Source organism: Bacillus sp. RC51 (genome assembly GCF_044908115.1).
GTDB classification, from domain to species: Bacteria; Bacillota; Bacilli; order Bacillales; family Bacillaceae_G; genus Bacillus_A; species Bacillus_A mycoides.
This window is the reverse complement of the sequence record NZ_JBIYCW010000002.1, coordinates 300,059-326,170: the sequence shown is the minus strand read 5'-3', so window position 1 is coordinate 326,170 and position 26,112 is coordinate 300,059. Positions and strand designations below refer to the sequence as shown.

Here is a 26,112-nt window from a genome sequence, read left to right as displayed (position 1 = left end):
GGAGAGATCCTATGTTTCAAAAAGCATTATGGTTACAAAGCTATAAACAGGGAAAATATTTCATTTGGCTTTTTTGGATTACTAGCTTCTATACACTATCTTATAAATATTATTTAGATGCTGCAAAATCCTTTCATTTTTCACAAACTATCACGAAAAAAGTTAATTATCATTATCAATATTTCCTTAGTCCTGAAGACCATTTATTTATACAGGGAATTGTAATTATTGCATTAGCATGTGTTCAAATTGGTTGGGAGCGCCATAACCAAACCATGGATGCTTTATGGTCAATGCCTTTTAAACGAAGATATATATATCTTACAAAATGGTTATTAGGGGTATTCAATATTATTGCTGTCTATGCAATAAATTGGGGACTTTTCGCAATTTTAAAAAAGACGACCTTTCATAATAAATACCAGTTATTCTCACCATTTCATTCTTATTTTCTTTATACAGTCATTGTATTAATTGCTATTTATACTTTGACATTATTTATGGGAACAATAACTGCTAATATACTTTCTCAAAGTATATTCACTGGTATTATGCTTATTTTACCATACGGATTGGCCTTACTTTTGGCTGGTTTTGTTTCAGTTCACTTGTACGAAACTCATGAGAAAACTTATAAAATTGAAAATCAATACGTATCAATTTCATCACATATAAGTATACTTTCACCTATTGAGGACTTAGAGATTAGATTTGATTACGATCCACAATCAGCTTATACAGATAAAAACGGAAAACGCATAAACGAACCTAATTTTTCGAAAATACCTTCTGCTTGGAAATTATTAACTCCAATTGTGTATATACTTATCTTATTACCTTTAGGTACCTATTTATATACACAATCGCCTAATGAACAAAACGGTAAGTTGCTTTTATTCTCAAAGCTCTACAAGCCTTTTATAGCATGTACTGCATCTTGTTTCGCCCTATTTGGAGGTCGCATAATAGGAGGTATACAATCCATTATTGGGTATTATATTGGGTTCGTTGTAATTGGTCTAATTTGCTATATCGTGTTATCACGCTTATTAAAGAAAAAGATTTCTTGGGGATTAAAATAACAAAATGTAATTTTTTAATAAATAACCTCCTTCAAAAGGAGGTTATTTCACATTCTCTCTCCTATCTCCATACCCCCTCTCTTCTTTCATCCCAAACCCATCACCATTTTGTACAATTTGCTCTGTCGGTGCGACTACACTTTCAGCAATTTTCCATTCCCCGCGCTCTTTCACAAATACTTGCAGAAAATAGTTCATACCATTTAATTGATACGCATTTTCTTTTTTTACATTATAGTGCACCGCAATGTAGTGCACTTGAATATTTTCTTTCCCTGCTTTTGATACGTATTGCGATAATCTTGGAATGTACATTGATGCTTTCTTAAATGGTAATTGCTTCGCTTTAACGAGCGATGAACTTGTTACATTACGCAAAGTGTCCTGATTACGAACATTATCGCTATGATGAAATAATACTGCGTTTTGCATAGAACGAACCCATAATTTCGAATACAGGACAGTATTATCATTTTCAATGTACTTCACTTCTTTTTGCACCACTTGGATAGGGGTATCAGCGTACATGAATGTATGAAAGCAGAAAAAACTTCCAAGTAAAATGGTAAGTGCAGCAATATATTTCATAATCTTTCCTCCGATCTGTTTAATTAAAGTATCGGAGTTTCAAAATATTTTTATTCAAAAGAAAAAGGATAGGAAAGCTCTCGCTTCCTATCCTCATTTATTATAATACGCGGCCAAATAGTTCTAAAACCATTTCTATCTCTTGGTCGCTCCAACCTTTAAATTTCTCTTTATAATATTCTTTACGCACAGCTTCAAGCTTTTCAGTTACTTCTCGTCCGTTTTCAGTAATTTCTAAGTATACGATACGACGGTCCGAATTTGAACGTTTTCTTTCAACAAACCCTTTTCGCACGAGACGATCTGTTACAGCTGTAATATGACTGGAGGTTACGTTTACTTCACTCGCAATTTGCGAAGCCATCTGTGGACTGTTTAAAAATAACGCACGTAATACAGAGAATTCATTATATGGCATATGCTCTGAAAAACGTGTATTAATATCATTTTGTAATAAACGTATCATCTTTCGAAATGATGCAGATAAATCTAAAATCAGTGTTTCTCTATTTTCGTTCACTAGCCTCGTCCCTTTTTTATCATATTTACACATATTATAATCTATAAATACCTATATTGTATATGCTTTCTTCCCTTAACATTCTCATTTATGTAACTTTTTTCATAAGATTTTCTTTTTTGTTCACACATATACATATAAAAAAGGATGGTGAGCATAAATGCAAAGTGGAATGAATCCGTATTTACATAATATCCGTACGACAAATACTGGTAAAGAAGCTACTATTACTGTACAAGGAGAAGGCATTATAAAGGCAAAACCAAATGTTGTCATATTAACACTGGGCATTCGAACAGATAGTAAAAATGTAAAACAGGCGCAAGAAGAAAATGCAGTGCAATCGAAACAATTGCTTGATGCACTCAAACAGCTAGGTATTGCCGATAAAGATATAGAAACCATTTCTTATACCATTACTCCTCAATACGAATATGTAAATGATAAAGCATTACTACAAGGCTACCGTGTGGAGCATTTGTATGAAATTACCGTTTTAAATGTGCAAAAAGCAGGGGAAGTATATGATATAGCCGTTACAAATGGTGCAAACGTAGCAAAAGGCTTACGTTTTCGAATATCTCATCCAAATAAATATTATGAGCAAGCTCTCATTCAAGCTCTGCAACAAGCAGTAGACAAAGCTCGTACAATTGCGAGTACCTACAATTTAAATATTAATCCTGTTCCCCTCTCACTCGTTGAAGAATCTGCCCAATTACCACGGGAGATCGCATCATATGCTACTTTGCATGCGCAAGCAGCTCCGCCCATTCAATCAGGAGAACTAGAAATCATTTCATCTATCCGGGCAATTTTTACGTATTTATAAATAAACTCATTTATAAGTAACCGTTATCATTTTCGTTGTTGTAAAAACATGATGTTCTGATATAATAAAGGACGGTGAGCTCTTACATAAGAGATATCACGGGTGGGAGAGGGATATGAAAAAGAAGGTTTAACATGAAAGGAATACTTGAAAGAACATTTAAATTAGACTTACACCAAACATCACCAAAACAAGAAGTTTTAGCTGGAGTCACGTCATTTTTCACAATCGTTTATATTATGATTGTAAATGCGTCAATCTTATCAGATGCCGGCATTCCTCTTGAAGCTGGAATTTTAGCAACTGTTTTCAGTTCATTTGTCGGATGTCTACTTATGGCATTTTGGGCAAATGCACCTGCTATTCTTGTCCCTGGTATGGGTGTAAATGCATTCTTCACGTACACTGCTGTGCATACGCTCGGTTTAACTTGGCAAGAAGCATTGGCAGCTGTTTTTATCGCCGGTATTATTTTTACAATTGCTGCTTTTACACCGATTGCTCGCGTGCTTTCGGTATCGATTCCAAAGTCATTAAAGGAAGCGATCACTGTCGGTATCGGGTTGTTTTTAGCTTTCATCGGCTTGCAAAAAGGTGGTTTAGTCGTTTCGCATCCTAATACTGCTGTTGCAATGGGAAAATTAAGTAGTCCTGTCGTTCTTGCCACACTACTTACTCTTATTGTCGCACTTGTACTATTTGCGCGTAACGTACGTGGAAGCTTTTTATGGACGATTGCAATTGGAACTGGTATTGCATGGCTGTTTGGTCTTGTTGATACGAGTCAAATGGGAAATAGTTCGTTTTCATTCGCTAATTATGGCGATGTGTTTGGAGCTATGTCATTTGGGAAACTTTCTTCCTTGCCATTTTGGATTGCAACATTCTCCTTAAGCATGGTGCTTATTTTTGAGAACATGGGACTTTTACATGGTTTATTAGAAGATGATCGTAAATTCCCACGTGCTTACCAAGCAAATGCAATTTCAGCAATGACATGTGGTCTATTTGGCACAAGCCCTACCGTTTCAACAGTAGAGAGTGCCGCAGGTATTACTGCAGGCGGAAAGACAGGTCTGACGTCTATCGTTACAGGGTTGTTATTCTTCGCATCACTGTTTGCGCTTCCGTTTGTCAAAATAATTCCTGACAGTGCCATTGCACCAATCTTAATTATTATTGGCGGGCTGATGATTACAAGCATTCAACAAATTCCTCTGAACGACTTTTCAGAAGGATTTCCAGCGTTTTTAATTATCGTTATGATCCCGCTCACATATAGTATCGCTGATGGCATTGCGTTCGGATTTATTGCTTATCCTATCTTGAAAGTTGCACTTGGAAAGCGTAAAGAAGTCGCACCGTCCATGTATATTATTACATGCTTATTCTTAGCCATGTTCGTATTACACGCTATTGGCTAAGAAAAAAACACCGAGAAATCCTCGGTGTTTTTTTACTTAAACCAACCTTTTTTATAAAACCAAGCCATCATTCCACCGCCAATTAATGCCATTAAAATTAAGCAAATAAAATAACTATACTTCCCGCCAAGCTCTGGCATATGTGCGAAGTTCATGCCGTATACCCCTGCAATAAATGTTAACGGCATGAAAATAGTTGAGAAAACAGTTAATGTTTTCATAATATTGTTCATATGGTGGGAATTCAACGAAAAGTAACTATCTCGAATATCTGCTGTTAATTCACGGCTCGCTTCAATCATCTCTGTCAGTTTAAGCAAATGATCATGTATATCTTTAAAATAAATTTCATGATCGCTTATACCGTAAAAACGTGTTGAATTTAATATACGATACAATAAATCACGCATCGGAATAATCGTACGCCTTAGCTTAGATAAATCTGCACGAATATCAAATACTTCTTCTAGCACACTTCCTGCTGTCTCACCCGTTAAATTATCATCAATTGCATTTAAATGGTCTTCAATGTAATAAACAGGTGCGAAATAATCATCTACAATTTGGTCAATAATTGTATGTGCTACATGCAAAGGGCTCTTCTTAATACGTTTCTTTTCACCGAGCGTTTTCCATACTCTTTCAATCGCATTGTTATGAGAGAAATGGAAAGAGACTATATATCGATCACTAATAAATAAATCGATTTCATGCGGTTCTAATCCGTCTTCTCCGAATGCATGAAGAACTAAAAAGTTATATCCATCATAAAAATCTACCTTTGGTCTCTGTACATACTCTACACAATCTTCAATTGCAAGGGGATGGAACTTGAAGTGATCTTGTAAAATATATGTATACTCCTCTTTCGTTGGCTTATATAAATCAAGCCAATACCATATGATGTTCTCTTTTTTCGTTTCTTCTAGCGAAACATCATATAAAACTTCATTTTTTTTCGTTATTGCACAAATTCTAATCATAATTTCACCCATTACTATTATAAACAAAAAATAGTAAAAAAAGCCAAGGAGAAATCTCCTCAGCTTTTTTTATCCCGCTATTTGCGGGCAGTAAGACCCCTACCTCAAAATTCAGCGAAAGCAAAGAAGTTAGGTCTAGGTCGGGCTGCCCGTAAATGCCCGATTGGTGAAGGCTAATAATCAGTGGGGATAAAGCCCCCACTGATTAAAGTTTCACTTTATTACTTCGTTACAATACCGTGTACTAAAGTTGGTGCATCTACGTGATCTTTAGCGATTTTCATGTTCTCATAAATTTTCGCTTTTACGTCTTCAACATTTTCGCGGTTTGCGTAAATTGTAACAAGAGAGTCACCTTTTTTCACGCTATCGCCTACTTTTTTGCGAAGCATTAGACCAACTGCTAAATCAATTTCAGACTCTTTCGTTGCACGCCCTGCTCCTAAAAGCATTGCTGCTGTTCCGATTTCATCTGCAACGATTTCCGATACGTAACCGTCTTCTTTCGCTTCCACTTCAATTTTAAATTGTGCTTGTGGCAATTTAGAAGGATCATCAACAACAGATGCATCGCCGCCTTGTGCTGATAAGAACGTTTTAAATGATTCTAGCGCTTTACCATTGTTCATTACTTCAATTAACTTTTCACGTGCATCTTCTAAAGATGAAGCTTGTCCAGCAAGGTACACCATCTGACTTCCAAGTGTTAAACATAACTCTTCTAAATCTTTCGGTCCCTTACCTTGTAATGTATCAATTGCTTCTTGTACTTCTAATGCATTACCGATTGCTTCACCAAGCGGCTGACTCATATCAGAAATAACCGCCATCGTATTACGACCAACGTTATTACCGATGCGTACCATTGCTTCTGCTAAACGCTTTGCATCTTCATCCGTTTTCATAAACGCGCCTGCTCCAGTTTTTACATCAAGAACAATTGCATCTGCACCAGCAGCAATTTTCTTACTCATAATTGAGCTAGCGATAAGAGGAATTGAATTTACTGTTGCAGTTACATCACGAAGCGCATATAACTTTTTATCAGCAGGTGTTAGGTTTCCACTTTGACCAATAACAGCGATTTTATTTTCATTTACAAGACGCATGAATTCATCATTTTCAATTTCCACATGGAATCCTGGTACTGCTTCTAATTTATCAATTGTACCACCCGTATGTCCTAGACCTCGTCCAGACATTTTCGCAACTGGTACACCTAAAGCAGCTACTAATGGACCTAATACAAGTGTCGTTGTATCACCGACTCCACCCGTTGAATGCTTATCTACTTTTACCCCTTCAATGGCTGATAAGTCAATTGTATCACCGCTATTTACCATTGCCATCGTTAAATCTGCACGTTCTTGATCATTCATATCTTGGAAGAAAATTGCCATTGCAAGTGAACTCATTTGATAATCTGGAATACTACCATTTGTGTATCCTTCAACGATAAAGTTAATTTCTTCTGTCGTTAATGCATGTCCATCACGTTTTTTTGCAATTAGGTCCACCATTCTCATTGTGAAGTCACCCCTTCATTTGTTTTACAATTGCTTTTACTAATGCTAAGAAATTAGCTTTAACACGTTCTGTCGTTTCAATTACTTCATCGTGGTGAAGTGGTTGATCTAAAATACCAGCTGCCATATTTGAAATACAAGAAATACCTAGTACTTTCATACCTGCATGACGAGCTACAATTACTTCTGGTACTGTTGACATACCAACTGCATCTCCGCCAAGTGTACGAAGCATACGAATTTCAGCAGGTGTTTCATATACAGGACCTGTCATTCCAACATATACACCTTCTTGTACTTTAATATTTAAATCTGCTGCAACTTGTTTCGCCATTTCGCGAAGTTCTGGCGTATATGATGTAGACATATCAGGGAAACGTACACCCATTTCAGAATCATTTGGTCCGATTAATGGGTTCGTACCCATGAAGTTAATATGGTCTGAAATTAACATAAGATCGCCTGGTTCAAATGATGTATTTACACCACCAGCTGCGTTCGTTACAACAACTGTTTCTACACCTAATTCTTTCATAACACGAACTGGGAATGTTACTTTTTGCATATCGTATCCTTCATAGAAATGGAAACGTCCTTGCATTGCTACTACTGTTACACCTTGAAGTGTACCGAATACAAGTTGACCTGCATGTCCTTCTACAGTTGAAACTGGGAATTCAGGGATTTCACTGTATGGTACTGTTACTGCGTTCTCGATTTCATCTGCTAATACACCTAGTCCAGATCCAAGGATTAGTCCTACTTGTGGTGTCTCTTGAAATTTCTCTTTTAAGTATGAAGCTGATTTTGTAATTAGTTCACGATTCATCTGTTTATCCCCCTATTTCTTTAGCTCGTTTAAGAAGCTTGTTCCATGTTCTGGCATTTTAACATTAAAGTTTTCTGCTACAGTTGCACCAATATCAGCAAATGTTTGACGAAGTGATAACTCTTGTCCGCCTTCTTTCATGCTTGGGCTATATGCTAATAACGGTACATATTCACGTGTATGATCAGTACCAGGATGTACTGGATCATTACCATGGTCTGCTGTAATTAATAATAGATCATCTTCTTTTAGTTTTTCGAATACTTCTGGAAGACGTGCGTCATATTCTTGCAATGCTTCTCCGTACCCTTGTGGGTCACGACGATGACCAAATAAGGCATCAAAGTCAACTAAGTTTAAGAAGCTAATACCTGTAAAGTCCATATTTAATGTATCTACAAGCTTGTCCATTCCATCCATATTTGATTTCGTACGAAGTGATTCAGTTACACCTTCTCCATCATAAATGTCAGCAATTTTACCAATAGCAATTACATCATAATCGCTATCTTTAAGTTCATTCATTACTGTGCGACCAAATGGTTTTAACGCATAGTCATGACGATTTGGTGTACGTGTGAAGTTTCCTGGCTCTCCAACGAACGGACGAGCAATAACACGCCCTACCATGTACTTCTCATCTAATGTTAATTCACGTGCGATTTTACAAATTTTATATAGCTCTTCAAGTGGTACTACTTCTTCATGAGCTGCGATCTGTAATACACTATCAGCAGAAGTGTAAACAATTAAAGAACCTGTTTCCATTTGTTCTTGACCAAGCTCAACAAGTACCTCAGTTCCAGAAGCTGGTTTATTACCGATAATTTTACGACCTGTCTTTTCTTCTAATTCATCAAGTAATTCTTTCGGGAATCCTTCAGGAAACACTTGGAATGGTGTATCAATGTAAAGGCCCATGATTTCCCAGTGACCTGTCATTGTATCTTTACCTGTAGATTTCTCTTGCATTTTTGTATAATATCCAAGCGGTTTCTCTACTTTAGAGATTCCTTTCATTTCACGAATATTACCAAGGCCTAATTTCACCATGTTTGGCATGTGTAATCCATTCATATGTTCAGCGATATGACCAATTGTATCAGAACCTAAATCACCAAACTGCTCAGCATCTGGTGCTTCACCGATTCCCACAGAGTCCATTACGACTAGGAAAATACGTTTATATTTATTCATAACTGCAACCTCCTATATGTTCAGTTCTACTTCTTGTAGTATGTTCAAAACGCTATAAAGTGAAACTGTTATCAATGGGAATTATCTTTCGTCCTCATTATTAAACAGTACTGCTTTAAATCATTCTCTAACTTTTTCGTTTTACTTTCAAACGAATAAAAAACATTTCTAGGTTTTTCCAAGTCAGATGTCAGACATCTGATATTGATATCATAACATGTTTACGCTTTCTTTTTAATACATTTTCGTAGAATTCCTCATTTTCTTTACCCTTCTATTGTAATCCATTCTGCAAAGAAGTGCTAATCATTTTATAACATATTTCCTAATATAAAAATAAAAAGCAGCTCTAAAGAGCTCCTTTTTATTTTACTTCTACTGTTTCTTCTTTATGTTCATGTAGTTCACCTTTTCTTACATGAACTTTCACTTTGTAAGCACCGTTTTCTTTGAAAGTATGTTTCGTTTCATACTCTCCTTTATTTCCTTCTTTCGCTGGAATAAATTCGTGCTTTTCAACACCATCTTTCCAAATCTCAAGTTGTACTTCAGCACCAGTTAACGCTTCTTCTTTTTGCTTCAAATGAACTTTCATTGTTGATTCAGCATTTGCTTTTATGTCACCGGCCATAAGATGAATCATTGTGTCACTTTTATGATCACCGTGTCCTGCACTATGATCACCACTTTCTTTTTTCGCATCTTCTACTTTCGCATTCCCTACAGCAACTTTGTGTTCTGGCATAACGTGTATATCACGTGCATTTGTATGAGGAATAATATGATATACTCCATCAGTTTCAAATGTTTTCTCTACTGCATAAACGCCTTTTCCTTTATGCTTACCATCTAACATCTCGTGTTTCTCGTCGCCATCTTTCCAAATCTCAAACTTTACGTCATCAGCATCCGTTACTCTTTCTTTTCCTTGTGTAACAAGTGCTTGTACTTCTGTTTTTTCACCAGGTTTAATTTCTTTCGGATTCGTTTGAACCGCTACGTCTATACCTTCAAGTTTCTGTCCTTTTTTCGGTTCTTCTTTGTTTGTATTACAGCCAGCCAATGCTAGCATCGCGATAAATAATGTAATAATAAGTTTTTTCATCTTCATTTCCTCCTTCATACTTTCCTTAGTATAGAGGAAATACATTGTAATATTCTAGTCTTCTGCTGAAAACAATGTACGAAATGTTTGTGAAGTTTCTGTGAAATGGTTCACTCTTCTTAATCTATGAAAAAAGAGCATAGTGACTATGCTCTCGGGTGAAACTGTTTATATACATCTTTTAATCTAGTTTTTGAAACGTGCGTATAAATTTGTGTCGTCGAAATATCTGCATGTCCAAGCATTTCCTGTACAGCACGTAAGTCTGCCCCATTTTCTAATAGATGCGTAGCAAAAGAGTGACGCAACGTATGCGGTGTAAGCTCTTTTGCAATATTCGCTTCTTTCGCTAGCCGTTTTAAAATTTTCCAAAATCCCTGTCTCGATAATCGATTACCATGATGGTTTAAAAAGAGCGCATCTACTGCTTTTTTACCCATCAATTCTCTTCTTCCTTTTTCAATATACTTTTGAATCGCTTCTGTCGCTAAGCTTCCTAGTGGAATAATTCTTTCTTTGTTCCCTTTCCCGATACAGCGAACAAATCCCATCGTTAAGTGCACATCTTCTAAATTTAATGCAATTAATTCTGAAACACGAAGTCCTGTTGCATACAACAACTCTAACATTGCCTTATCACGAATCCCAAAAGCACTTGCCGTTTTCGGTGTTTGAAGCAATGCTTCCACTTCGTCGATTGATAATACTTTTGGTAATTTCCGTTCCCCTTGTGGCGTTTCAATATGTACCGATGGGTCATGCTCCACTGCTCGTTCACGAAGTAAAAATTGATGAAACGAACGAATCGATGCAATATGACGCGCCAATGTTTTTGAAGATTTCCCGTTTTCTTTTAAATACTGCAAAAAGTTAACAATATGCAAGCGTGTCACTTCATGAAACGTCTTCGTTTGTTCTACATTTTGCAAATACTTCACATAGCTTTTTAAATCGCGTTCATAAGATACAACTGTATTTTTCGCTAAACCTTTTTCAACAATCATATAATGAATAAAATCTTTTAATTGATCTTCCAATCTACACTACTCCCCATTTTCATAGAAAAACATCATTCTATTTACGAAAGCATCCTTTTCCGGCTCCTCATTCCCTGATACTTTTTCTACAGTCTCTTCTTTTGGCTTTTCATAACGATGGTAACTTTCATATTCTTGATTTATCCATAGTATAGCGAAATAAAACAAAATCGTACAACTTGTAAATAATAAAAATACTTTCATCCCATCAAAAGTTAATTTTAAAGCTCGGCGCATTGTAAATTCCTCCAAAATATAAGTTATTACAACATATGCCAAGCTTTCACCAATTTATACCTTATTCAAATAAAAAACCTCTTCCTAGTTAAATAGGAAAAGGTTATTTTTCATCCGTTTCATTTTCTTGACAATTTTTACAAATCCCATGGAATGTTAAACGATGATCTTTCACCTTAAAGCTCCAGTCTCGTTCCACTTTATTCTCCACTTCACCAAGTAAATCTTCTTGTATTTCTTGTACAGCACCGCATTGTGTACAGATTAAATGATGATGGAAACGCTGTGCACCTTCTTGGCGTAAGTCATAACGCGAAACACCGTCTCCAAAGTTAATTTTATCGACAACTTTCAACTCAGACAATAACTCTAAAGTTCGATAAACGGTTGCTAATCCGATCTCTGGCGACTTTTCTTTTACAAGGAGGTATACATCTTCTGCGCTTAAATGATCTTCTTCATTTTCTAGCAGCACACGAACTGTTGCTTCACGTTGTGGTGTCAATTTATAGCTCGCTGCATGTAATTGCTTCTTAATTCGTTCAATTCTTTCTTCCATTCGGTACTACTCCCTCCTCGCCACTCTTACACCATTATATCAGAAGAAGGGCTCCTGTCAAAAGAAAAACAATAAAAACAAATTGATAATTATTCTCAAAAAACATTTATTGTTTGTTAATAGCCTCCACAACTTCTTTCATTAAAACTGGTGATGCATACACTTCGACACTGGAAGCAATAGCTAATACCGCTCCAATCACGAGAAAAAAGCATGTATAGCGAATTAATAACGGTAATAGTGGCTCAGTTATTTTCCGAATAAATTGATGCCTAATCATGCGTAAGGAAAAGCTTGCAGCAATTGTTGTCATTACGAGAAATACAGGAATTATAATTAAATTTTGTGGCAATACAGATACAAATGCTAATAATAGTCCATTCCATCCGTGCTGACTTACTAAAAAACCTACTGTAAATCCAACAACTACCCCTTTTAAAAATAGTAAGATAAAAATGAGCGGCAACCCAATAATTGAAATCCCCAAAATCCAAATAAAGCCGATATATTTTAATTGCGAAAAGTAACTTTCTCGAAACATTTCGCCTGCGACAGCAAATTCTCCTTTAGAAACTTGTCCAAAAAAACGCTGTAAATAAAATGATAAATCTTGCTTTTGGTTTATTTGTAAACTATTCACAAGAATCGCTCCAAATATTACTCCCATCAGTAATAAAACCGCATTAAATATATATAGTGAAGAATTTTCCTGTATGTGAGACATTACACGGTCTTGCCACGTTTTTCGCCACATTTTCCTTCCCTCCGTTCACACTCTTACTAAAAATGTATGAAAGAAAGAAAAAAAGTATGACGAATTAGCATTGAAATTCCGCTCTACTTTGCTAAACTAAAAAGTAGAGAATAGGAGGGATTTCTCTTGAAACCATTATTATTAGATTTTCCAACATTATTTCAAACTGAGCGCTTGCAAGTACGTAAGCCGTTTCCAGGTGATGGAACAGAGGTATATGAAGCAATCCAAGCTTCGCTAGAAGACTTATTACCATGGATGCCAATTACAGCTGAAACAGAAGAACGTGCTGAAGAAATTGTTCGCGAAGCTCACGGACAGTTTTTACTTCGTGAAACACTTGATTTCCACTTATACGATAAAGTATCTGGTACATTCATCGGAGCTATTACGCTCAAGCCTGAAAACTGGGATATTCCAAAGTTTTCACTTCACTTTTGGCTACATAGCGCTTATACAAAGCATGGCTATATGACAGAAGCCATTAAAGGTGCGATTCAATTTGCATTTGATAAACTAGGTGCTAGAAGAATTGAAATTCGTACTGATGCAACAAATATAAACGCATGTAACTTAGCAGAACGTCTAGAATTTATTTTAGAAGGTACAATGGAAAATGATTTCCTAGCACCCGATGGCAGCTTACGCGATGCACGTGTATATGCAAAAATCAACTAAAAACACTCGCCTTAGGCGAGTGTTTATTTTTGTAATTGTAAATATTGTACTGCAAACATCGTCTTAGCATCATGTATGCGAAGGTCTTTCATAAGATCAATCGCTTCTTCTAATGACACTTCCATTAATTCCACAAATTCATCTTCATCTAAAGCTGCTTTATTTTCTTTTTGTTTTAATCCTGTCGCTTTATATACATATAAAATCTCATCTGCAAAACCAGGTGATGTATAGAAAGATGTAATAAGCTCCATATTTTCACATACATATCCTGTTTCTTCTTCTAATTCACGAACTGCTGTTACCTCTGGCTTTTCCCCAGGTTCTAACTTCCCAGCAGGAATTTCCACAATTGCCTTTTCGAGAGCTTTACGATACTGCTCAACGAGTACAATTTTCCCCTCATCAGTAATAGCAATAATAGCAACTGCCCCAGGGTGATTTACGATTTCACGTTTACTCATTTCTCCATTTGGTAATACTACATCATCAACACGAACTTTTATAACCCTACCATCAAAAATCGGTTCAGTTTTTACTGTTCTTTCTGCAAGATTACTCATACTACTTCATCTCCCTGTTCTATTTCCTAATCGTTCTTCATACATTTTACCACATTGAAAGGAGCGTGATAGAAATGAAAGTTTACATTTTACCAAATCGCGTCACTTTAGTCGGCAAAGCATGGCAAATTCGTCATAAGCTAAAACAATATGGAAAAGAGTATACAACTGTACAAGAGTGGATTACAGCAAATAAAAAGTAAACGTTTGTCAACCTCCTTCCCCTTTCGTACAATAAAGGTAAGGAGGTTGACCTATGAAAAAACGTCAATTAGGAAACTCAGATTTATATGTTACGGAAATTGGATTTGGCTGTATGTCTCTCGGTGCATCTGAGGCTGAAGCTATGCGTATTATCGATGAGGCAATCGATTTAGGAATTAATTTTTTTGATACAGCGGACTTATACGATTATGGATTAAATGAAGAATTTGTTGGAAAAGCTCTGAAAGGAAAACGCGACCAAATTGTTCTTACAACAAAGGTTGGAAATCGATGGACAGAAGAAAAAAACGGTTGGTCTTGGGATCCTTCTAAAGCTTATATAAAGACCGAAGTAAAAGAGAGTTTACGTAGACTTCAAACAGATTATATTGATTTATATCAACTGCATGGCGGGACGATTGAAGATCCTATAGATGAAACAGTTGAAGCCTTTGAAGAATTAAAAAAAGAAGGGATTATTCGTCATTATGGTATCTCTTCTATACGTCCAAATGTCATTCGTGAGTATGCAAAACGATCAAATATCGTTAGCATATTAATGGAATACAGCCTTTTAAATCGTCGCCCTGAAGAATGGTTCCCGCTTCTTAATGAACAGCAAATTAGCGTTATTGCTCGCGGACCACTTGCAAAAGGGATTTTAACTAACAATAATGCAAGAAAGATAGAAAGAGTAAAAGAAAAAGATTACCTCTCTTATTCTTACGATGAGTTATATTCGACACTCGCGAGTGTAAAAGAAATAATCGGGGAAAGCTCTTTAACAGGAACAGCTATTCAATATTGCTTACATAACGAAACTGTTGCAGCTGTTATACCTGGTGCAAGCTCTATTCAACAATTGCAAGAAAATATACAAGCTAGCCAACAGTTATCTTTAACAAAAGAAGAATATGTACAACTTCAAAAGATTGTTAAGTATGATTCATATGCTTTGCATCGCTAAAATATTGATACCGATAAAAGCAAAAGACTGCCCCCCAACACTAGGCGGCAGTCTTTTTTTATAACGTATCATATTTATCAGGATTCGTTCCTACATGTAAATTACGATTTAACGTATTAATTTGATCCATCTCTTCTTCAGTTAATGAGAAATCAAAAATAGTAAAGTTCTCTTTAATACGAGATGGCGTAACAGATTTAGGAATAGTCACAATCCCACTTTGAATATCCCACCTTAATATAACTTGTGCAGGTGACTTTTCATATTTTTTAGAAATATCCTGAATAATTGGATGCTGGAATACTTCGCCGCCTCTCATTAAAGGACTCCACGCTTCCATCTGAATTTGCTCACCTTGACAGAAATCACGCAATTCAAATTGCGCTAACATCGGATGAAGTTCAACTTGGTTTACCATCGGCTTCACTTTACAATTTGGTAATAACAGTTCTAAATGATGTTTATGAAAATTAGAAACACCAATCGCGCGCACTTTACCTTCTTCATATAGCTTTTCTAAAGCACGGTACGTATCAACATACTTCCCTCTTATCGGCCAATGGATTAAATATAAATCTACATACTCCATTTGTAATTTCTTTAAACTTTTTTCAAACGCCTCGAGCGTCTCCTCGTACCCTTGATCGTCGTTCCAAACTTTTGTTGTAATAAATATGTCTTCTCTCGGGATTCCAGATTCACGAACCGCTTCTCCGACACCGCTTTCATTTTCATATACAGTTGCTGTATCAATCGAACGGTATCCAACTTCTAACGCTGTTTTTACTGCTTGTTTAACTTCGTCGCCTTCTTTCGCTTTATAAACGCCTAGACCAATCATCGGCATTTTCACGCCATTATGAAGTGTAGTTGTTGGAATATGCACAGTCGTTCTCCCTTTCAATGTTACATTTTTATAAACCACTACTTTATTTCAACAAGATTTATTCAAAATGTCAAAACATACGTACAGTTTACATAATAATTTTATACCCCTTTAGAAAATAACATGAACTCAGTCGTTCACGTTACTTTCTATCCATTTCTTCGCTTTTTCATCAACATTACGTACAAATTCATTTTTTCCTTCTGTATACAACGTGCCATCATATGTATATTTTTCAGCTAGTTCTTTCTTTAAAGTCGCATACGCTTCTGCTTCTTCACAATGAGCCATCATATAATCACGAAATGCTAAATGCCTTACTATCTCAGGATTTCCTTTTTCAAATACGTGTAAGTGATACGAGCGTTTTTCCTCAGTCCCATGAATAAAATAACGACGTCTTGAAATACCATTTTCCCCTTTTACGATGTAACCAAGCTCTTTAAAACGTTCATTCCAATGATCTACTCTGTCGATACTCTCTACTTCCATAATCATATCTATAATTGGTTTAGCTGCCAGTCCTGGCACTGACGTACTTCCAATATGATGGATTTTTACCGTTTCTGGCATCGCCGATTTTAATCTTTCGGCTTCCATTTGGAATTTCTCACTCCAATGATTTTCATACGGAACGACTACAATTTTCCTCATTCTAACTCCCCTTTTCTTACACACTCGTCAAAAAAATGATCAGCGGCATTTCACTGATCATCTTTTTATTATTTAAAGTCTTTCCAAGTAAGGCTACTTTCACTTAACAGTTCTTCAAATGATTTATTCTTTTCACGTTCTTTTTGTTCCTTACGCTTTCTTTCTTGTTCTGCTGCCTCTTTTTTCTCTTCTCTCACTTGCAACTCTTTTTTCTTATTCTTTAATTGTTGCATTAACGAATCGTTCAATTGATCACCTAGTGTAAGTGATTCTTTCTCTGGTTGATTCATTTGAGAGTGTCTTTGTGTTTGTCTTTGCTTCTTTTTCTTCATACTATTCACCTTTTACTTTTTTCTCCATTATAGAGGATACACGGCGAAATCGACAATAAAAAAGGTTCCCTACTCTATTATTTATCTTTTGTAAATATGTTAATTTTTCGAAAAAACTAAATTTTTATATGGATATAATCCTAGTAATCTATTAAAATTATGTCGTATGATGTCAGATTATAAAAAAAGGAGAAATTAATTATGTGGAAAAAAATTATTCCTGCTGTTGCTGTTTTAAGTACTATTACTTTTTCAAGCGTATTCGCCGCTCCTCCATCTCAGACTCCTGCCGAACAAAACCGATACATAGACGTACAAATGCTTGGTATTAATGATTTACATGGTCAACTAGATACTGTAAAAAAAGTTAACAATAAAGAAGCTGGTGGCGCTGATTATTTAGCTACTTATTTAAAAGAACGCAAAAAACAAAACCCTAATACACTTCTCGTACATGCCGGTGATATTGTCGGAGCCAGCCCACCAGTTTCCGCATTATTACAAGACGAACCAACAATTGAATTTTTAAATGACTTAAAGTTTGATGTTGGTACAATCGGAAACCATGAATTTGATGAAGGTATCGATGAAATGAAACGCCTCATTTACGGTGGATATCACGAAAAAACAGGGAATTTCAAAGGAGCAAACTTCCCTTATGTCGCTGCAAACTTCTATAATAAATCAACTGGCCGCTTATTTTTACCACCATTCACTGTAAAAATGGTTGACGGAGTTCCTGTAGGGTTCATTGGAGTTGTTACAACGGATACACCAAATGTCGTTATGCCTACTATGCTTAAAAATGTAGAAATCACTGATGAAGTAGAGGCTATTAATAAATCCACACAACAATTAAAGCGTCTCGGCGTTAAATCTATCGTAGTCCTTGCACATGTCGGCGGAACAACTGATGAGTCTGGTGTAACAAATGGAGACCTCACTCGAATTGCAAATGAAACAGATCCAGAAGTTGATGTTATTTTCGGCGGACATAGTCATACGTACGTAAATGGTACTGTAAATAATAAACTTATCGTGCAGGCGAACTCTTACGGGATGGCTTTCTCTGATGTAGATGTAACGATTGATAGAAAAACAAAAGATATTGTGAAGAAAAAAGCTGAAGTTATTACAACGTACCATGAAGGTGTAGAGCCTGATAAACAAGTAAAACAAAAGTTAGATCAATATAAAGAAAAAATCGCACCTCTTGTAAATGAAGTAGTCGGAAAATCTACAGCACCTATCGACCGTAAACAAAACGATGCTGGTGAATCTACACTTGGAAATTTAGTTGCGGATGCCCAGCGCCAAACTATGCAAACACAAATCGCTCTTATGAATCCTGGTGGAATTCGTAATGATCTAGACGCTGGAGATATTACATGGGGCGAATTATACGGCATTCAGCCTTTCGGAAACCAATTAATTAAAGTAGATCTAACAGGTCAAGATATTCGTGATATATTAAATCAACAATGGCAAAAAGGAGCAACGAGAATGCTTCAAATTTCAGGTATTCAATACACTTGGGATGCAAATAAACCAAATAACGAAAAGGTTACGAATATCCGTTTAACAAATGGTGAAGAATTAGTTCCCTCTAAAACGTATAGCGTAGTTGCAAATGCTTTCCTAGCTTCTGGCGGTGATGGATTCGTATCCTTTAAAAATGGAAAAAATGCTGAAACTGGTCCAAACGATTTTGAAGCATTAGTCGATTATGTAAAACAAGTGAAAGAACCAATTCAGCCGATTATTGATGGACGTATTCAAAAAAACAATTAAATACTATTCAAACTAGTGCGTGACACTCAAAAGAAGAAGCTCCTTTTATATGCAAGGAGCTTCTTCTTTTAGAGTCATACGTATTGTCATTTTTCTAGTGCAGTAAAGGATACGCACATAGCCCCTTGTTTCTTCGTAGTATATAGAAAACTATAATGGGAAGATTTGTATGTATTTCTATCAAACAATGACGATACATTGTATCGACAAACACATTCGTAGTATTGAGAAAGCAATTAATGGAGAATATAGCGCCATTCATTTTTATGCTAGATTAGCTACTTTAGCTCCAGACATAAATGAACGAACTCAAATCCTTGAAATTCGGCAAGATGAGCAACGAACAGTTGATTTTTACTTAGAAATTGCTGACGGAACGACAAATCAACAAGTGAAAGAAACATTTCAGCGCGCAGCAGCTGATGAACAAAATCATGCCGTTTGGTTCCTATATTACTTTTCGAAACAAAACAAAAAATGAAATAAAAGAAAGGATACACGCTCTTATATGGAACATAGTATCCTTTCTTTTATTTCTCTGGATACGTTTCATGATTAACATCATACCGTTGCAAAAATTCCTGTAGTGCTTCTTCTACAATTTTAGACTTTTGAATCCCTTTTGATTCCGATATAACATCTAGTCTTGCTAATACTTCTATATTAATCGAAAAGGTTCGTTTCTTTTTCTCTGTGCTCTTACTTATAATTTGAACACTTACTTCTTCTCTTTTTCTTAGCAATTCATAAATGCTTTGTAATTGTTCATAAATTAGTAATTGATAGTCTGTTTTTGCATATTGAAGGGCAGTAGCTTCTTGGATTTGCAAATGACGTGGCTCTTCACCATCACCTATAAAGATACGTTTTTTCTGCTCTCCATCATATTCATATCCAATCACCCTTAATTTCTTTGATAATGTATATGGGCTCATTTCAAGCCGTTTCGCTATAATAGCGATTGATTCGCGTCTATTTAAAGAATCAATAATTTCTCCAATCGTCACATTCTCCCTCCTCTCTTAATCGCCTAAACTTGAAATCAAACCAGTATGTTATGATACAATGATTTTCTAGTAGTATATGCAAAAGAAAGAGCCTGTGCGATTCATACCATTTAAGAAAAGGAGGTTTACATATGCTTTTTCGTAGCCATACCCCTCAGTTTTACAACGAAAAGAAGCAACTAATCCCTAACAGTATCGCTACGATAGAAAGCGTTATGATTAATGACCGGAAACAATCTCTCCTTATACGCGGCCAAAACGTGGAACAGCCTATTTTATTATGCTGTCACGGCGGCCCTGGTATGGCACAAATCGGCTTTATTCGCCATTTTCAAAAAGAGTTAGAAAAGCACTTTATCGTTATTAATTGGGATCAGCGAGGGGCAGGTAAATCCTTTTTATGGCGGGACATCCAAACAAATCTTACGATTGATCAATTTTTTTCAGATGCAAAAAAGGTTATTCAATATCTTCTCAAACGCTTTAATAAGCAAAAACTATTTCTCGCTGGTCATTCTTGGGGAAGTATTATCGGACTACAAATCGCTAATCAATGTCCCGAATATATAGAAGCATACATCGGCATCGGTCAAATCGTACATATGAAGCAAAATGAAGAATTACTATATCAACATTTAATTAGCTCTGCCAAAAAACATGACCATAAAAAGGCATTAGCTTCTCTTTTAAAATTAGGGAAACCACCCTTTTTAGATACGAGACGCCTCATTATTCAAAGAAAGTGGCTTGGTACATTCGGAGGAGCAATCCAAAATGGATCTTCCTTTTCTTTCATACGAAAAGGCTTCTTTTCTCCTGAATATACGCTATTAGATTGGTTCAAATTTCTCGCAGGAAATTTAAAATCCGGAGTTTTATGGGAAGAGATGCTGACAATCGATTTCTTTTCATCTATTTCAAGTTTATCTGTTCCTGTTTATTTTTGTTCTGGTCGCTATGATTATCAAACTCCTTATGCACTCGTTCAACAATATTGCGATATCATTCAAGCTCCTATTAAAAAGATGATTTGGTTTCCAAACTCGGCACATTCTCCAGATTTAGAAGAGCCTGAGTTATTCGCTAAATCTTTACAATCAATTAAACAAGAACTATCTTTTCAACATTAATAACAAAAGGCGCTTTTACATTTCATAGAAAACATTTTATAATGATATGTCGCAAGTATATGTCACTACAAACACTTGCTTGCCTTAACAGAATAAAAATTAGGGAGATTACATTTATTATGAACGCTGTACTCATCGCAGTAGCAGTCATGCTACTGCTTAGTTTGTTACGTGTCCAAGTCATTGTCGCCATTATCGTTGGAGCTTTAACAGGCGGACTTATCGGCGGACTCGGTATTTCAGAAACAATTAGTACTTTTACAGCCGGTCTTGGGAACAGTGCTCCTATCGCATTGAGCTACGCAATGCTCGGTGGATTTGCTATTTCCCTTTCAAAAACAGGACTTCCTGATGCAATGATCCAATCAGCTTTAAAATGGATCGGCAACGAACAAGACACGAAAAAACAAGTCTATTCTAAAATACTTATATTATTTATCATTTTAACAATGGCTTGCTTCTCACAAAATATTATCCCTGTTCATATCGCCTTCATCCCAATCTTAATTCCAGCACTTTTAAAAGTATTAAATGAGCTGAGGGTGGATCGTAGGCTTGTAACATGTCTTATTACATTTGGGTTAATTACCCCTTACATGTGGGTTCCAGCAGGGTTCGGAAAAATTTATCATGACGTATTGCAAACAAATGCTGCGCAAAGCGGTCTTACATTTGATGTCGCACTTATTCCAAAAGCGATGACTATTCCAGCAATCGGTATGATTATCGGATTATGTGTAGCGGTTTTCATTACATACCGAAAACCACGTACATATGAAACAGAACAAATTCATGCTGCACAGAATGAAATCGTCCCCTATACGAAAAGAAGCATTACTTTGGGTTTATTATCAATACTCGCTACATTAACTGTGCAATTAGCAACAGAATCAATGATTTTTGGTGCTTTAGCAGGTATTATTGTCTTATCAGTTAGCGGTAGCCTCCCTCTTAAAGAAGCCGATGCTATTTTAACGAGTGGAATGCGTATGATGTCCTTTATCGGATTTGTTATGATTTCTGCCGCTGGATTTGGCGCTGTTCTTCGAAAAACTGGACATGTTGAATCTCTTGTGCAAACGAGTGCACATATAATCGGAAATAATAAACCGCTTGCTGCATTTCTTATGCTCATTATTGGACTTCTCGTTACGATGGGAATTGGCTCTTCCTTTTCAACCATCCCAATCTTAACAACAATTTTCGTACCGTTATGCGTCCAGCTCGGATTTAGTCCCATGGCTACAATCGCAATTATCGGTACAGCTGGTGCACTTGGTGATGCAGGTTCTCCAGCATCTGATAGTACACTTGGACCAACGTCTGGTTTAAATGCTGATGGTCAGCACCATCATATATGGGATACATGTGTCCCAACATTTCTACACTATAATATACCGTTACTTATATTCGGCTTTATTGCCGCAATTACACTATAAAAGGTGCGTTTTAAAAACGCACCTTTTACTTTGTTGTTTCTCTCTCAATGCATCTAAATTCTGTTTCCACTTCTTCTTGTCGCACTTGTTTTTTCTTTATTTTTCCTATTAACTGTTGAAAAGCTATTTCCCCATTTTCTTCGATATAACTTCCAATCGTCGTTAATGATGGACTTATCCATTCACCCTCTACACTCCCGTTAAATCCAATGATTTGTAACTTACCTGGTATATGAATATTAAGAGTTTTCGCCGCCCTGATTAGCTCAATAGCGACCTTATCACTTGAAGCTACAACCCCATCTATGTATGGATGCTTTTGTAACAATTCAAGAAACTGTTGATTCGTATACCCTTGTACAATTTCCTCTCGATAAGAAAGTCCTTCTTTCCAAGCAGTATCTAGAAATCCTGCCACATGCTCTTCCATTTCTTCACTCTCTACTTCCTCACCGATATAAGCAAGAAACTGGCAGCCTTTCTCTTTTAATAAAGAAACAGCTTTCTGTCCACTTTCATAATAGCTCATAAGAGATTGTCGTTCTTCAAGCACAGCGAAAGGAAGTGAGATTTCTCCTATACTTCGAAAAACAGATTTCGTCATTATAACGCCTGCAATGTTATTTTGCGCCAACATATCTATGTATCTATTCTTATTTTCTATATTACAAACTATTACTTGATACCCTTCTTTGTATGCTATTTCCTCAACGAAACGGAGCAAAGTGATGTATGATGGATTATGCAAATTATCTACAAGTAATGCAATCACCGTTGAAGGCTGTTTAAATAAAGGCTTTGCTGTAGCATTCGGTCTATAATGTAATTCTTCAATTGCTTTTTTTACTTGTTTCACCGTATCTTCATGGACATATCCTTTTTCGTTAATGACTCTTGAAACGGTTGCGACTGAAACACCGGCCAATTTTGCAACATCACGTATAGTTGCCACATCGTCACCCCTTAATATGGTAATAGATTACAATTTTAAATTAAACCAAAATATAACATTCGTCAAGGTTATTGTTTTATATTTCTGAAAATTGTTACACAATTTCCACTCTACTCATAAAGTGAAACTTTAATCAGTGCGGGTTTTGTTCATCCCCCACTGATTATTAGCCTTCACCAATCGGGCGTTTACGGGCAGTGGATCTCCCACCTAACTTCTTTGCTCCAACTGAATTTTGAGGTAGGAGTTTTACTGCCCGTTAATGTGGGAGAAAATATACTCCAGCTGAATTTCATGTGAAATCGCGATATTATCATAACTAATAAATGGAATTTCTTTCTTTATTTTTCGTGCTTCCTTTACCGCATCAATATATAAGTTCGTCATCATGAAGTTACGTTTTTGATAAAAACGAAGTGCGTTCATATTATCATTCGTCGTAATAAGCCACACTTTTTTACATTCGTTCTCTTTTGCCACTCGCAATACACAATCCACCAGTTTTGTACCAATCCCCTTCCCTTCCTCAAAACTATTTAACGATACAATTTCAAACATGTTTTCTATCACTTTATATGTTAAAATTCCTACTATTCTGTTATTTCTAAGTGCAATAAAACCAGGTAATTCTTCTAATTGATGTACTCTGCCTCGCGAGACCATCATTGAGCTTCCCCAGTTTTCACACATAAAATCCTGAATTGCTTCTTTCATTTCTGGTGTGATTTTTTGTATATGAACCATACACGATTTCTCCCCTTTTCACATCATTGTGATACAATGTTAGTGTATCACATGTAGAGGTATTTGGAGGATGAGGTAAAGTATGAAACGTTTTTTTACAGCATTGTTTACTATACTAGGCGCACTAACTGCGATTGGGATTTTCTTTACAAATAAAGTTATGTACTTGAAGAAAAAAACAGAGGAAGAAGTTTTAGAACGCGAAACGAAAAAGCATTTTCATTTGGACGATTTTAAGGCTATTCAAAAAGAAGAGGTTCACATCCCTTCTCAATTCGGATACGAACTTCACGGATATTACATGCCAGCTGGTCATTCCAATAAATTTATGATTTTTTGCCACGGTGTGACTGTAAATAAAATGAATTCCGTTAAATATGCAAACTTATTTTTAAATAGAGGATATAACGTATTTATTTATGATCATCGCCGTCATGGTAAAACCGGTGGTAAAACAACAAGTTATGGCTATTATGAAAAACATGATTTAAAGTCAGTAGTTGACTGGCTAAAAGATCGTTTCGGAACGAATATTACACTCGGAATTCATGGTGAATCTATGGGTGCTGCAACTCTTCTTCAATATGCAGGACTTGTAGAAGATGGTGCTGATTTTTATATTGCTGATTGTCCTTTCTCTGATTTTTATGGACAGTTACAACATCGTTTGAAAGTTGAGTTTCATTTGCCAAAATGGCCTTTATTACCTTTAGCAAATGCCTTTTTAAAAGTTCGTGATGGCTATACAATTCGTGAAGTTTCACCAATTGATTGTATAAAAAATATTAACAATCCGGTTCTCTTTATTCATAGTAAAGATGATGACTATATTTTATCTGATATGACGAAATCACTTTATGAAGCGAAAGAAAATAATAAACAGCTTTATATTGCAGAACATGGTGCACACGCTTGCTCTTATAATGAAAATAAAGAAGAGTACGAAGATGCCATCGATCAATTTTTAAACACATATGTAAAAGAAACAAAAAACAGGCTTGCATAAGCCTGTTTTTTTACTGCGCTAAAACGTCTGTAACTTGTTCCATATTTTCAGAAATCCACTTTACTGCCTCGTCTAGCGTTGGGAATTCCGTCGTTTGAAAAGTTACCTCATCTTGAAGTAACCAAACATCTTTCGGTTCTTGTCCTACACCTGCGATTGACCAATGAAGTAAACTATATGGATGATTATCATTCAAAAATGATGCCCATGTGCGCTCATTTGCAATATTTTGTAGTGTGTGTAATTTTTTATCCATCTTTCGTCACCTTACTCTAGTCAGTTATAAAAACTATTATAACACTCTCTTCTCTCTCAAACAAAGTGCTCTTTTTATATTGTCAAGTACTCTCCCTAATTATATGATGAGAGTAAGCGTTTGGAAAGGAGGGATAACGTTGGCAAAAGTACAAATTAAAGTGAATGATAATGGCTCTTTTCGCGTTACAGGGGACGTGGAATTAGTTGACTCACAAGGGAATGTATTCCCAGCAAAACCAGCATTTTCTTTATGTCGTTGTGGTTTATCAAAAAACATGCCTTATTGCGATGCTTCGCATAAAGGAAAATTCGAGTCTGTTGTTAGAGCACCAGAGGCAGAATAAATATTTAAAGAGCATGCACATTTATTTGTGTATGTTTTTTCTTTTGATCAAAGCCTATACAGCCCTTCCCCTTTCAACATTTCTATTACTTCCGTCCCCATTCAAATCGGCATATATTTTCACACAATTCTTCACATTCGAATATTTTCCACTTTGCTTTTTTCTTTTTTGTGCTATAATGTGAGCAAACAACATCCTTCGGGGTCGGGTGAAATTCCCAACCGGCGGTGATGAAGCGATAGCTTCTAAGTCCGTGACCCGTTTTCAACGCGAAAACGGTGGATCTAGTGAAACTCTAGGGCCGACAGTATAGTCTGGATGGGAGAAGGATATGTTTTCTAGTAATTTTATATAGCGAATACACTTTTATTTCAGTATGCATATTTTTAAAGTTTCATTTTGAATCTTTATATATGTTTTATTTTGTATACTTATGTTTCTATACTGAAATAAAAAGATACGACTAGCGTTGAAAGAATTTGAT

General features: G+C 36.0%; 31 protein-coding genes and 1 riboswitch. Of the genes, 12 read left to right on the top strand and 19 right to left on the bottom strand.

Translation table 11 applies throughout. From position 1 onward, the window contains the following. Nucleotides 1–11: 11 nt before the first annotated feature. Nucleotides 12–1,082 (top strand): ABC transporter permease subunit, encoded by a 1,071-nt coding sequence (locus tag ABH959_RS06475; protein WP_113937135.1) that lies wholly within the window; start codon nt 12–14, stop codon nt 1,080–1,082. Between the two features lie 42 nt (nt 1,083–1,124). Here ABH959_RS06475 and ABH959_RS06470 read toward each other — a convergent pair whose 3' ends face one another. Together ABH959_RS06470 and ABH959_RS06465 are read right to left on the bottom strand one after the other, a co-directional pair. Continuing rightward, complete coding sequence (locus ABH959_RS06470; protein ID WP_113937134.1) at nt 1,125–1,670, bottom strand: hypothetical protein; 546 nt, start codon at nt 1,668–1,670, stop codon at nt 1,125–1,127. A gap of 100 nt (nt 1,671–1,770) precedes the next feature. Continuing rightward, nucleotides 1,771–2,190 carry a MarR family winged helix-turn-helix transcriptional regulator gene (locus ABH959_RS06465; protein WP_113937133.1) on the bottom strand — a complete coding sequence of 140 codons (420 nt, stop codon included), beginning with the start codon at nt 2,188–2,190 and terminating at the stop codon, nt 1,771–1,773. Nucleotides 2,191–2,350: 160 nt separating this feature from the next. On the opposite strand from ABH959_RS06465, the gene ABH959_RS06460 reads away from it, so the two are divergent. Both ABH959_RS06460 and ABH959_RS06455 read left to right on the top strand, forming a co-directional pair. Next, entirely contained in the window at nt 2,351–3,022 is a 672-nt protein-coding gene (locus ABH959_RS06460; protein WP_002138209.1) for an SIMPL domain-containing protein, read from the top strand. A 134-nt stretch (nt 3,023–3,156) separates the two neighbouring features. Beyond that, nucleotides 3,157–4,446 (top strand): NCS2 family permease, encoded by a 1,290-nt coding sequence (locus tag ABH959_RS06455; protein WP_002143039.1) that lies wholly within the window; start codon nt 3,157–3,159, stop codon nt 4,444–4,446. A gap of 32 nt (nt 4,447–4,478) precedes the next feature. Here ABH959_RS06455 and corA read toward each other — a convergent pair whose 3' ends face one another. The 9 genes from corA to spoIIM all read right to left on the bottom strand — a co-directional run bounded on the left by corA (nt 4,479) and on the right by spoIIM (nt 12,673). Next, entirely contained in the window at nt 4,479–5,441 is a 963-nt protein-coding gene (gene corA, locus ABH959_RS06450; protein ID WP_002067031.1) for a magnesium/cobalt transporter CorA, read from the bottom strand. Nucleotides 5,442–5,650: 209 nt separating this feature from the next. After that, complete coding sequence (locus tag ABH959_RS06445) at nt 5,651–6,955, bottom strand: pyrimidine-nucleoside phosphorylase (protein ID WP_002067030.1); 1,305 nt, start codon at nt 6,953–6,955, stop codon at nt 5,651–5,653. Between the two features lie 7 nt (nt 6,956–6,962). Then, nucleotides 6,963–7,784, bottom strand: coding sequence for a purine-nucleoside phosphorylase (locus tag ABH959_RS06440; protein ID WP_001078443.1), 822 nt, complete (start codon nt 7,782–7,784; stop codon nt 6,963–6,965). A 12-nt stretch (nt 7,785–7,796) separates the two neighbouring features. After that, entirely contained in the window at nt 7,797–8,981 is a 1,185-nt protein-coding gene (gene deoB / locus ABH959_RS06435; RefSeq protein WP_002014935.1) for a phosphopentomutase, read from the bottom strand. 364 nt (nt 8,982–9,345) lie between these two features. Continuing rightward, nucleotides 9,346–10,086, bottom strand: coding sequence for a FixH family protein (locus tag ABH959_RS06430; protein ID WP_215551747.1), 741 nt, complete (start codon nt 10,084–10,086; stop codon nt 9,346–9,348). Nucleotides 10,087–10,232: 146 nt separating this feature from the next. Next, complete coding sequence (gene xerD, locus ABH959_RS06425) at nt 10,233–11,123, bottom strand: site-specific tyrosine recombinase XerD (RefSeq protein WP_002088471.1); 891 nt, start codon at nt 11,121–11,123, stop codon at nt 10,233–10,235. Between the two features lie 6 nt (nt 11,124–11,129). Then, nucleotides 11,130–11,360, bottom strand: a complete 231-nt coding sequence (locus tag ABH959_RS06420) for a YqzK family protein (protein ID WP_002165108.1) — start codon at nt 11,358–11,360, stop codon at nt 11,130–11,132. 103 nt (nt 11,361–11,463) lie between these two features. Next, a complete protein-coding gene (gene fur, locus ABH959_RS06415; protein ID WP_000392654.1) occupies nt 11,464–11,919 on the bottom strand; it encodes a ferric iron uptake transcriptional regulator in 456 nt (151 codons plus the stop codon). Nucleotides 11,920–12,025: 106 nt separating this feature from the next. Next, a complete protein-coding gene (gene spoIIM / locus ABH959_RS06410; RefSeq protein ID WP_002014939.1) occupies nt 12,026–12,673 on the bottom strand; it encodes a stage II sporulation protein M in 648 nt (215 codons plus the stop codon). Between the two features lie 126 nt (nt 12,674–12,799). Between spoIIM and ABH959_RS06405 the strand changes: the two genes are divergently transcribed. After that, nucleotides 12,800–13,351 (top strand): GNAT family N-acetyltransferase, encoded by a 552-nt coding sequence (locus ABH959_RS06405; protein ID WP_002033881.1) that lies wholly within the window; start codon nt 12,800–12,802, stop codon nt 13,349–13,351. A 23-nt stretch (nt 13,352–13,374) separates the two neighbouring features. On the opposite strand, the gene ABH959_RS06400 is transcribed toward ABH959_RS06405, so the two are convergent. After that, nucleotides 13,375–13,914 carry an NUDIX domain-containing protein gene (locus ABH959_RS06400; protein ID WP_002014941.1) on the bottom strand — a complete coding sequence of 180 codons (540 nt, stop codon included), beginning with the start codon at nt 13,912–13,914 and terminating at the stop codon, nt 13,375–13,377. 74 nt (nt 13,915–13,988) lie between these two features. On the opposite strand from ABH959_RS06400, the gene mciZ reads away from it, so the two are divergent. Both mciZ and ABH959_RS06390 read left to right on the top strand, forming a co-directional pair. Next, a complete protein-coding gene (gene mciZ, locus ABH959_RS06395) occupies nt 13,989–14,117 on the top strand; it encodes a Z-ring formation inhibitor MciZ (RefSeq protein WP_000870295.1) in 129 nt (42 codons plus the stop codon). A gap of 53 nt (nt 14,118–14,170) precedes the next feature. Next, complete coding sequence (locus ABH959_RS06390; protein WP_002192597.1) at nt 14,171–15,085, top strand: aldo/keto reductase; 915 nt, start codon at nt 14,171–14,173, stop codon at nt 15,083–15,085. Nucleotides 15,086–15,143: 58 nt separating this feature from the next. On the opposite strand, the gene ABH959_RS06385 is transcribed toward ABH959_RS06390, so the two are convergent. From ABH959_RS06385 to ABH959_RS06375, 3 genes are all read right to left on the bottom strand, one after another. After that, nucleotides 15,144–15,971, bottom strand: a complete 828-nt coding sequence (locus tag ABH959_RS06385) for an aldo/keto reductase (RefSeq protein WP_113937129.1) — start codon at nt 15,969–15,971, stop codon at nt 15,144–15,146. Between the two features lie 129 nt (nt 15,972–16,100). After that, nucleotides 16,101–16,625: a GrpB family protein gene (locus ABH959_RS06380; RefSeq protein WP_404492394.1), complete on the bottom strand. Its 525-nt coding sequence runs from the start codon at nt 16,623–16,625 to the stop codon at nt 16,101–16,103. A gap of 68 nt (nt 16,626–16,693) precedes the next feature. After that, nucleotides 16,694–16,957, bottom strand: a complete 264-nt coding sequence (locus tag ABH959_RS06375) for a YqkE family protein (RefSeq protein ID WP_002014945.1) — start codon at nt 16,955–16,957, stop codon at nt 16,694–16,696. Nucleotides 16,958–17,158: 201 nt separating this feature from the next. Here ABH959_RS06375 and ABH959_RS06370 point away from each other — a divergent pair, with 201 nt between their 5' ends. After that, nucleotides 17,159–18,748: a bifunctional metallophosphatase/5'-nucleotidase gene (locus ABH959_RS06370; protein ID WP_113937127.1), complete on the top strand. Its 1,590-nt coding sequence runs from the start codon at nt 17,159–17,161 to the stop codon at nt 18,746–18,748. A gap of 169 nt (nt 18,749–18,917) precedes the next feature. After that, nucleotides 18,918–19,229, top strand: a complete 312-nt coding sequence (locus ABH959_RS06365) for a ferritin-like domain-containing protein (RefSeq protein ID WP_113937126.1) — start codon at nt 18,918–18,920, stop codon at nt 19,227–19,229. 49 nt (nt 19,230–19,278) lie between these two features. On the opposite strand, the gene ABH959_RS06360 is transcribed toward ABH959_RS06365, so the two are convergent. Continuing rightward, nucleotides 19,279–19,755 (bottom strand): ribbon-helix-helix domain-containing protein, encoded by a 477-nt coding sequence (locus tag ABH959_RS06360; RefSeq protein ID WP_002014948.1) that lies wholly within the window; start codon nt 19,753–19,755, stop codon nt 19,279–19,281. A 131-nt stretch (nt 19,756–19,886) separates the two neighbouring features. On the opposite strand from ABH959_RS06360, the gene ABH959_RS06355 reads away from it, so the two are divergent. After that, the gene (locus tag ABH959_RS06355) at nt 19,887–20,885 is read left to right on the top strand and encodes an alpha/beta fold hydrolase (protein WP_404491054.1); all 999 of its coding nucleotides are present in this window, start codon (nt 19,887–19,889) and stop codon (nt 20,883–20,885) included. Nucleotides 20,886–21,004: 119 nt separating this feature from the next. Further along, nucleotides 21,005–22,324 (top strand): Na+/H+ antiporter family protein, encoded by a 1,320-nt coding sequence (locus ABH959_RS06350; RefSeq protein WP_137058368.1) that lies wholly within the window; start codon nt 21,005–21,007, stop codon nt 22,322–22,324. A 25-nt stretch (nt 22,325–22,349) separates the two neighbouring features. Here ABH959_RS06350 and ABH959_RS06345 read toward each other — a convergent pair whose 3' ends face one another. Both ABH959_RS06345 and ABH959_RS06340 read right to left on the bottom strand, forming a co-directional pair. Then, on the bottom strand, nt 22,350–23,276 hold the full coding sequence (locus ABH959_RS06345; RefSeq protein ID WP_404492393.1) for a LacI family DNA-binding transcriptional regulator: 927 nt from the start codon (nt 23,274–23,276) through the stop codon (nt 22,350–22,352). Nucleotides 23,277–23,525: 249 nt separating this feature from the next. Then, a complete protein-coding gene (locus tag ABH959_RS06340; RefSeq protein ID WP_404492392.1) occupies nt 23,526–24,020 on the bottom strand; it encodes a GNAT family N-acetyltransferase in 495 nt (164 codons plus the stop codon). A gap of 82 nt (nt 24,021–24,102) precedes the next feature. Between ABH959_RS06340 and ABH959_RS06335 the strand changes: the two genes are divergently transcribed. After that, entirely contained in the window at nt 24,103–25,026 is a 924-nt protein-coding gene (locus ABH959_RS06335) for an alpha/beta hydrolase (RefSeq protein ID WP_002014993.1), read from the top strand. A gap of 10 nt (nt 25,027–25,036) precedes the next feature. Here the strand turns inward: ABH959_RS06335 and ABH959_RS06330 are convergent, their stop codons facing one another. Then, complete coding sequence (locus ABH959_RS06330; protein WP_002014992.1) at nt 25,037–25,282, bottom strand: DUF2552 family protein; 246 nt, start codon at nt 25,280–25,282, stop codon at nt 25,037–25,039. Nucleotides 25,283–25,421: 139 nt separating this feature from the next. Here ABH959_RS06330 and ABH959_RS06325 point away from each other — a divergent pair, with 139 nt between their 5' ends. Continuing rightward, on the top strand, nt 25,422–25,628 hold the full coding sequence (locus ABH959_RS06325) for a CDGSH iron-sulfur domain-containing protein (RefSeq protein WP_001151582.1): 207 nt from the start codon (nt 25,422–25,424) through the stop codon (nt 25,626–25,628). 190 nt (nt 25,629–25,818) lie between these two features. After that, a riboswitch (FMN riboswitch) is annotated at nt 25,819–25,962 on the top strand. Nucleotides 25,963–26,112: the final 150 nt, after the last annotated feature.

Excerpts from the sequence above, each read along its gene's own strand:
- ABH959_RS06365 (WP_113937126.1), top strand. The coding sequence starts at position 18,918 with ATGTATTTCTATCAAACAATGACGATACATTGTATCGACAAACACATT.
- corA (WP_002067031.1), bottom strand. The coding sequence starts at position 5,441 with ATGGGTGAAATTATGATTAGAATTTGTGCAATAACGAAAAAAAATGAA.
- ABH959_RS06390 (WP_002192597.1), top strand. The coding sequence starts at position 14,171 with ATGAAAAAACGTCAATTAGGAAACTCAGATTTATATGTTACGGAAATT.
- ABH959_RS06445 (WP_002067030.1), bottom strand. The coding sequence starts at position 6,955 with ATGAGAATGGTGGACCTAATTGCAAAAAAACGTGATGGACATGCATTA.
- ABH959_RS06400 (WP_002014941.1), bottom strand. The coding sequence starts at position 13,914 with ATGAGTAATCTTGCAGAAAGAACAGTAAAAACTGAACCGATTTTTGAT.
- ABH959_RS06375 (WP_002014945.1), bottom strand. The coding sequence starts at position 16,957 with ATGAAGAAAAAGAAGCAAAGACAAACACAAAGACACTCTCAAATGAAT.
- ABH959_RS06350 (WP_137058368.1), top strand. The coding sequence starts at position 21,005 with ATGAACGCTGTACTCATCGCAGTAGCAGTCATGCTACTGCTTAGTTTG.
- ABH959_RS06420 (WP_002165108.1), bottom strand. The coding sequence starts at position 11,360 with ATGCGCCGAGCTTTAAAATTAACTTTTGATGGGATGAAAGTATTTTTA.
- ABH959_RS06460 (WP_002138209.1), top strand. The coding sequence starts at position 2,351 with ATGCAAAGTGGAATGAATCCGTATTTACATAATATCCGTACGACAAAT.
- ABH959_RS06340 (WP_404492392.1), bottom strand. The coding sequence starts at position 24,020 with ATGGTTCATATACAAAAAATCACACCAGAAATGAAAGAAGCAATTCAG.
- fur (WP_000392654.1), bottom strand. The coding sequence starts at position 11,919 with ATGGAAGAAAGAATTGAACGAATTAAGAAGCAATTACATGCAGCGAGC.
- mciZ (WP_000870295.1), top strand. The coding sequence starts at position 13,989 with ATGAAAGTTTACATTTTACCAAATCGCGTCACTTTAGTCGGCAAAGCA.
- deoB (WP_002014935.1), bottom strand. The coding sequence starts at position 8,981 with ATGAATAAATATAAACGTATTTTCCTAGTCGTAATGGACTCTGTGGGA.
- spoIIM (WP_002014939.1), bottom strand. The coding sequence starts at position 12,673 with ATGTGGCGAAAAACGTGGCAAGACCGTGTAATGTCTCACATACAGGAA.
- ABH959_RS06475 (WP_113937135.1), top strand. The coding sequence starts at position 12 with ATGTTTCAAAAAGCATTATGGTTACAAAGCTATAAACAGGGAAAATAT.
- ABH959_RS06430 (WP_215551747.1), bottom strand. The coding sequence starts at position 10,086 with ATGAAAAAACTTATTATTACATTATTTATCGCGATGCTAGCATTGGCT.
- ABH959_RS06335 (WP_002014993.1), top strand. The coding sequence starts at position 24,103 with ATGAAACGTTTTTTTACAGCATTGTTTACTATACTAGGCGCACTAACT.
- ABH959_RS06370 (WP_113937127.1), top strand. The coding sequence starts at position 17,159 with ATGTGGAAAAAAATTATTCCTGCTGTTGCTGTTTTAAGTACTATTACT.
- ABH959_RS06380 (WP_404492394.1), bottom strand. The coding sequence starts at position 16,625 with ATGAGGAAAATTGTAGTCGTTCCGTATGAAAATCATTGGAGTGAGAAA.
- ABH959_RS06355 (WP_404491054.1), top strand. The coding sequence starts at position 19,887 with ATGCTTTTTCGTAGCCATACCCCTCAGTTTTACAACGAAAAGAAGCAA.
- ABH959_RS06470 (WP_113937134.1), bottom strand. The coding sequence starts at position 1,670 with ATGAAATATATTGCTGCACTTACCATTTTACTTGGAAGTTTTTTCTGC.
- ABH959_RS06330 (WP_002014992.1), bottom strand. The coding sequence starts at position 25,282 with ATGGATAAAAAATTACACACACTACAAAATATTGCAAATGAGCGCACA.
- ABH959_RS06440 (WP_001078443.1), bottom strand. The coding sequence starts at position 7,784 with ATGAATCGTGAACTAATTACAAAATCAGCTTCATACTTAAAAGAGAAA.
- ABH959_RS06455 (WP_002143039.1), top strand. The coding sequence starts at position 3,157 with ATGAAAGGAATACTTGAAAGAACATTTAAATTAGACTTACACCAAACA.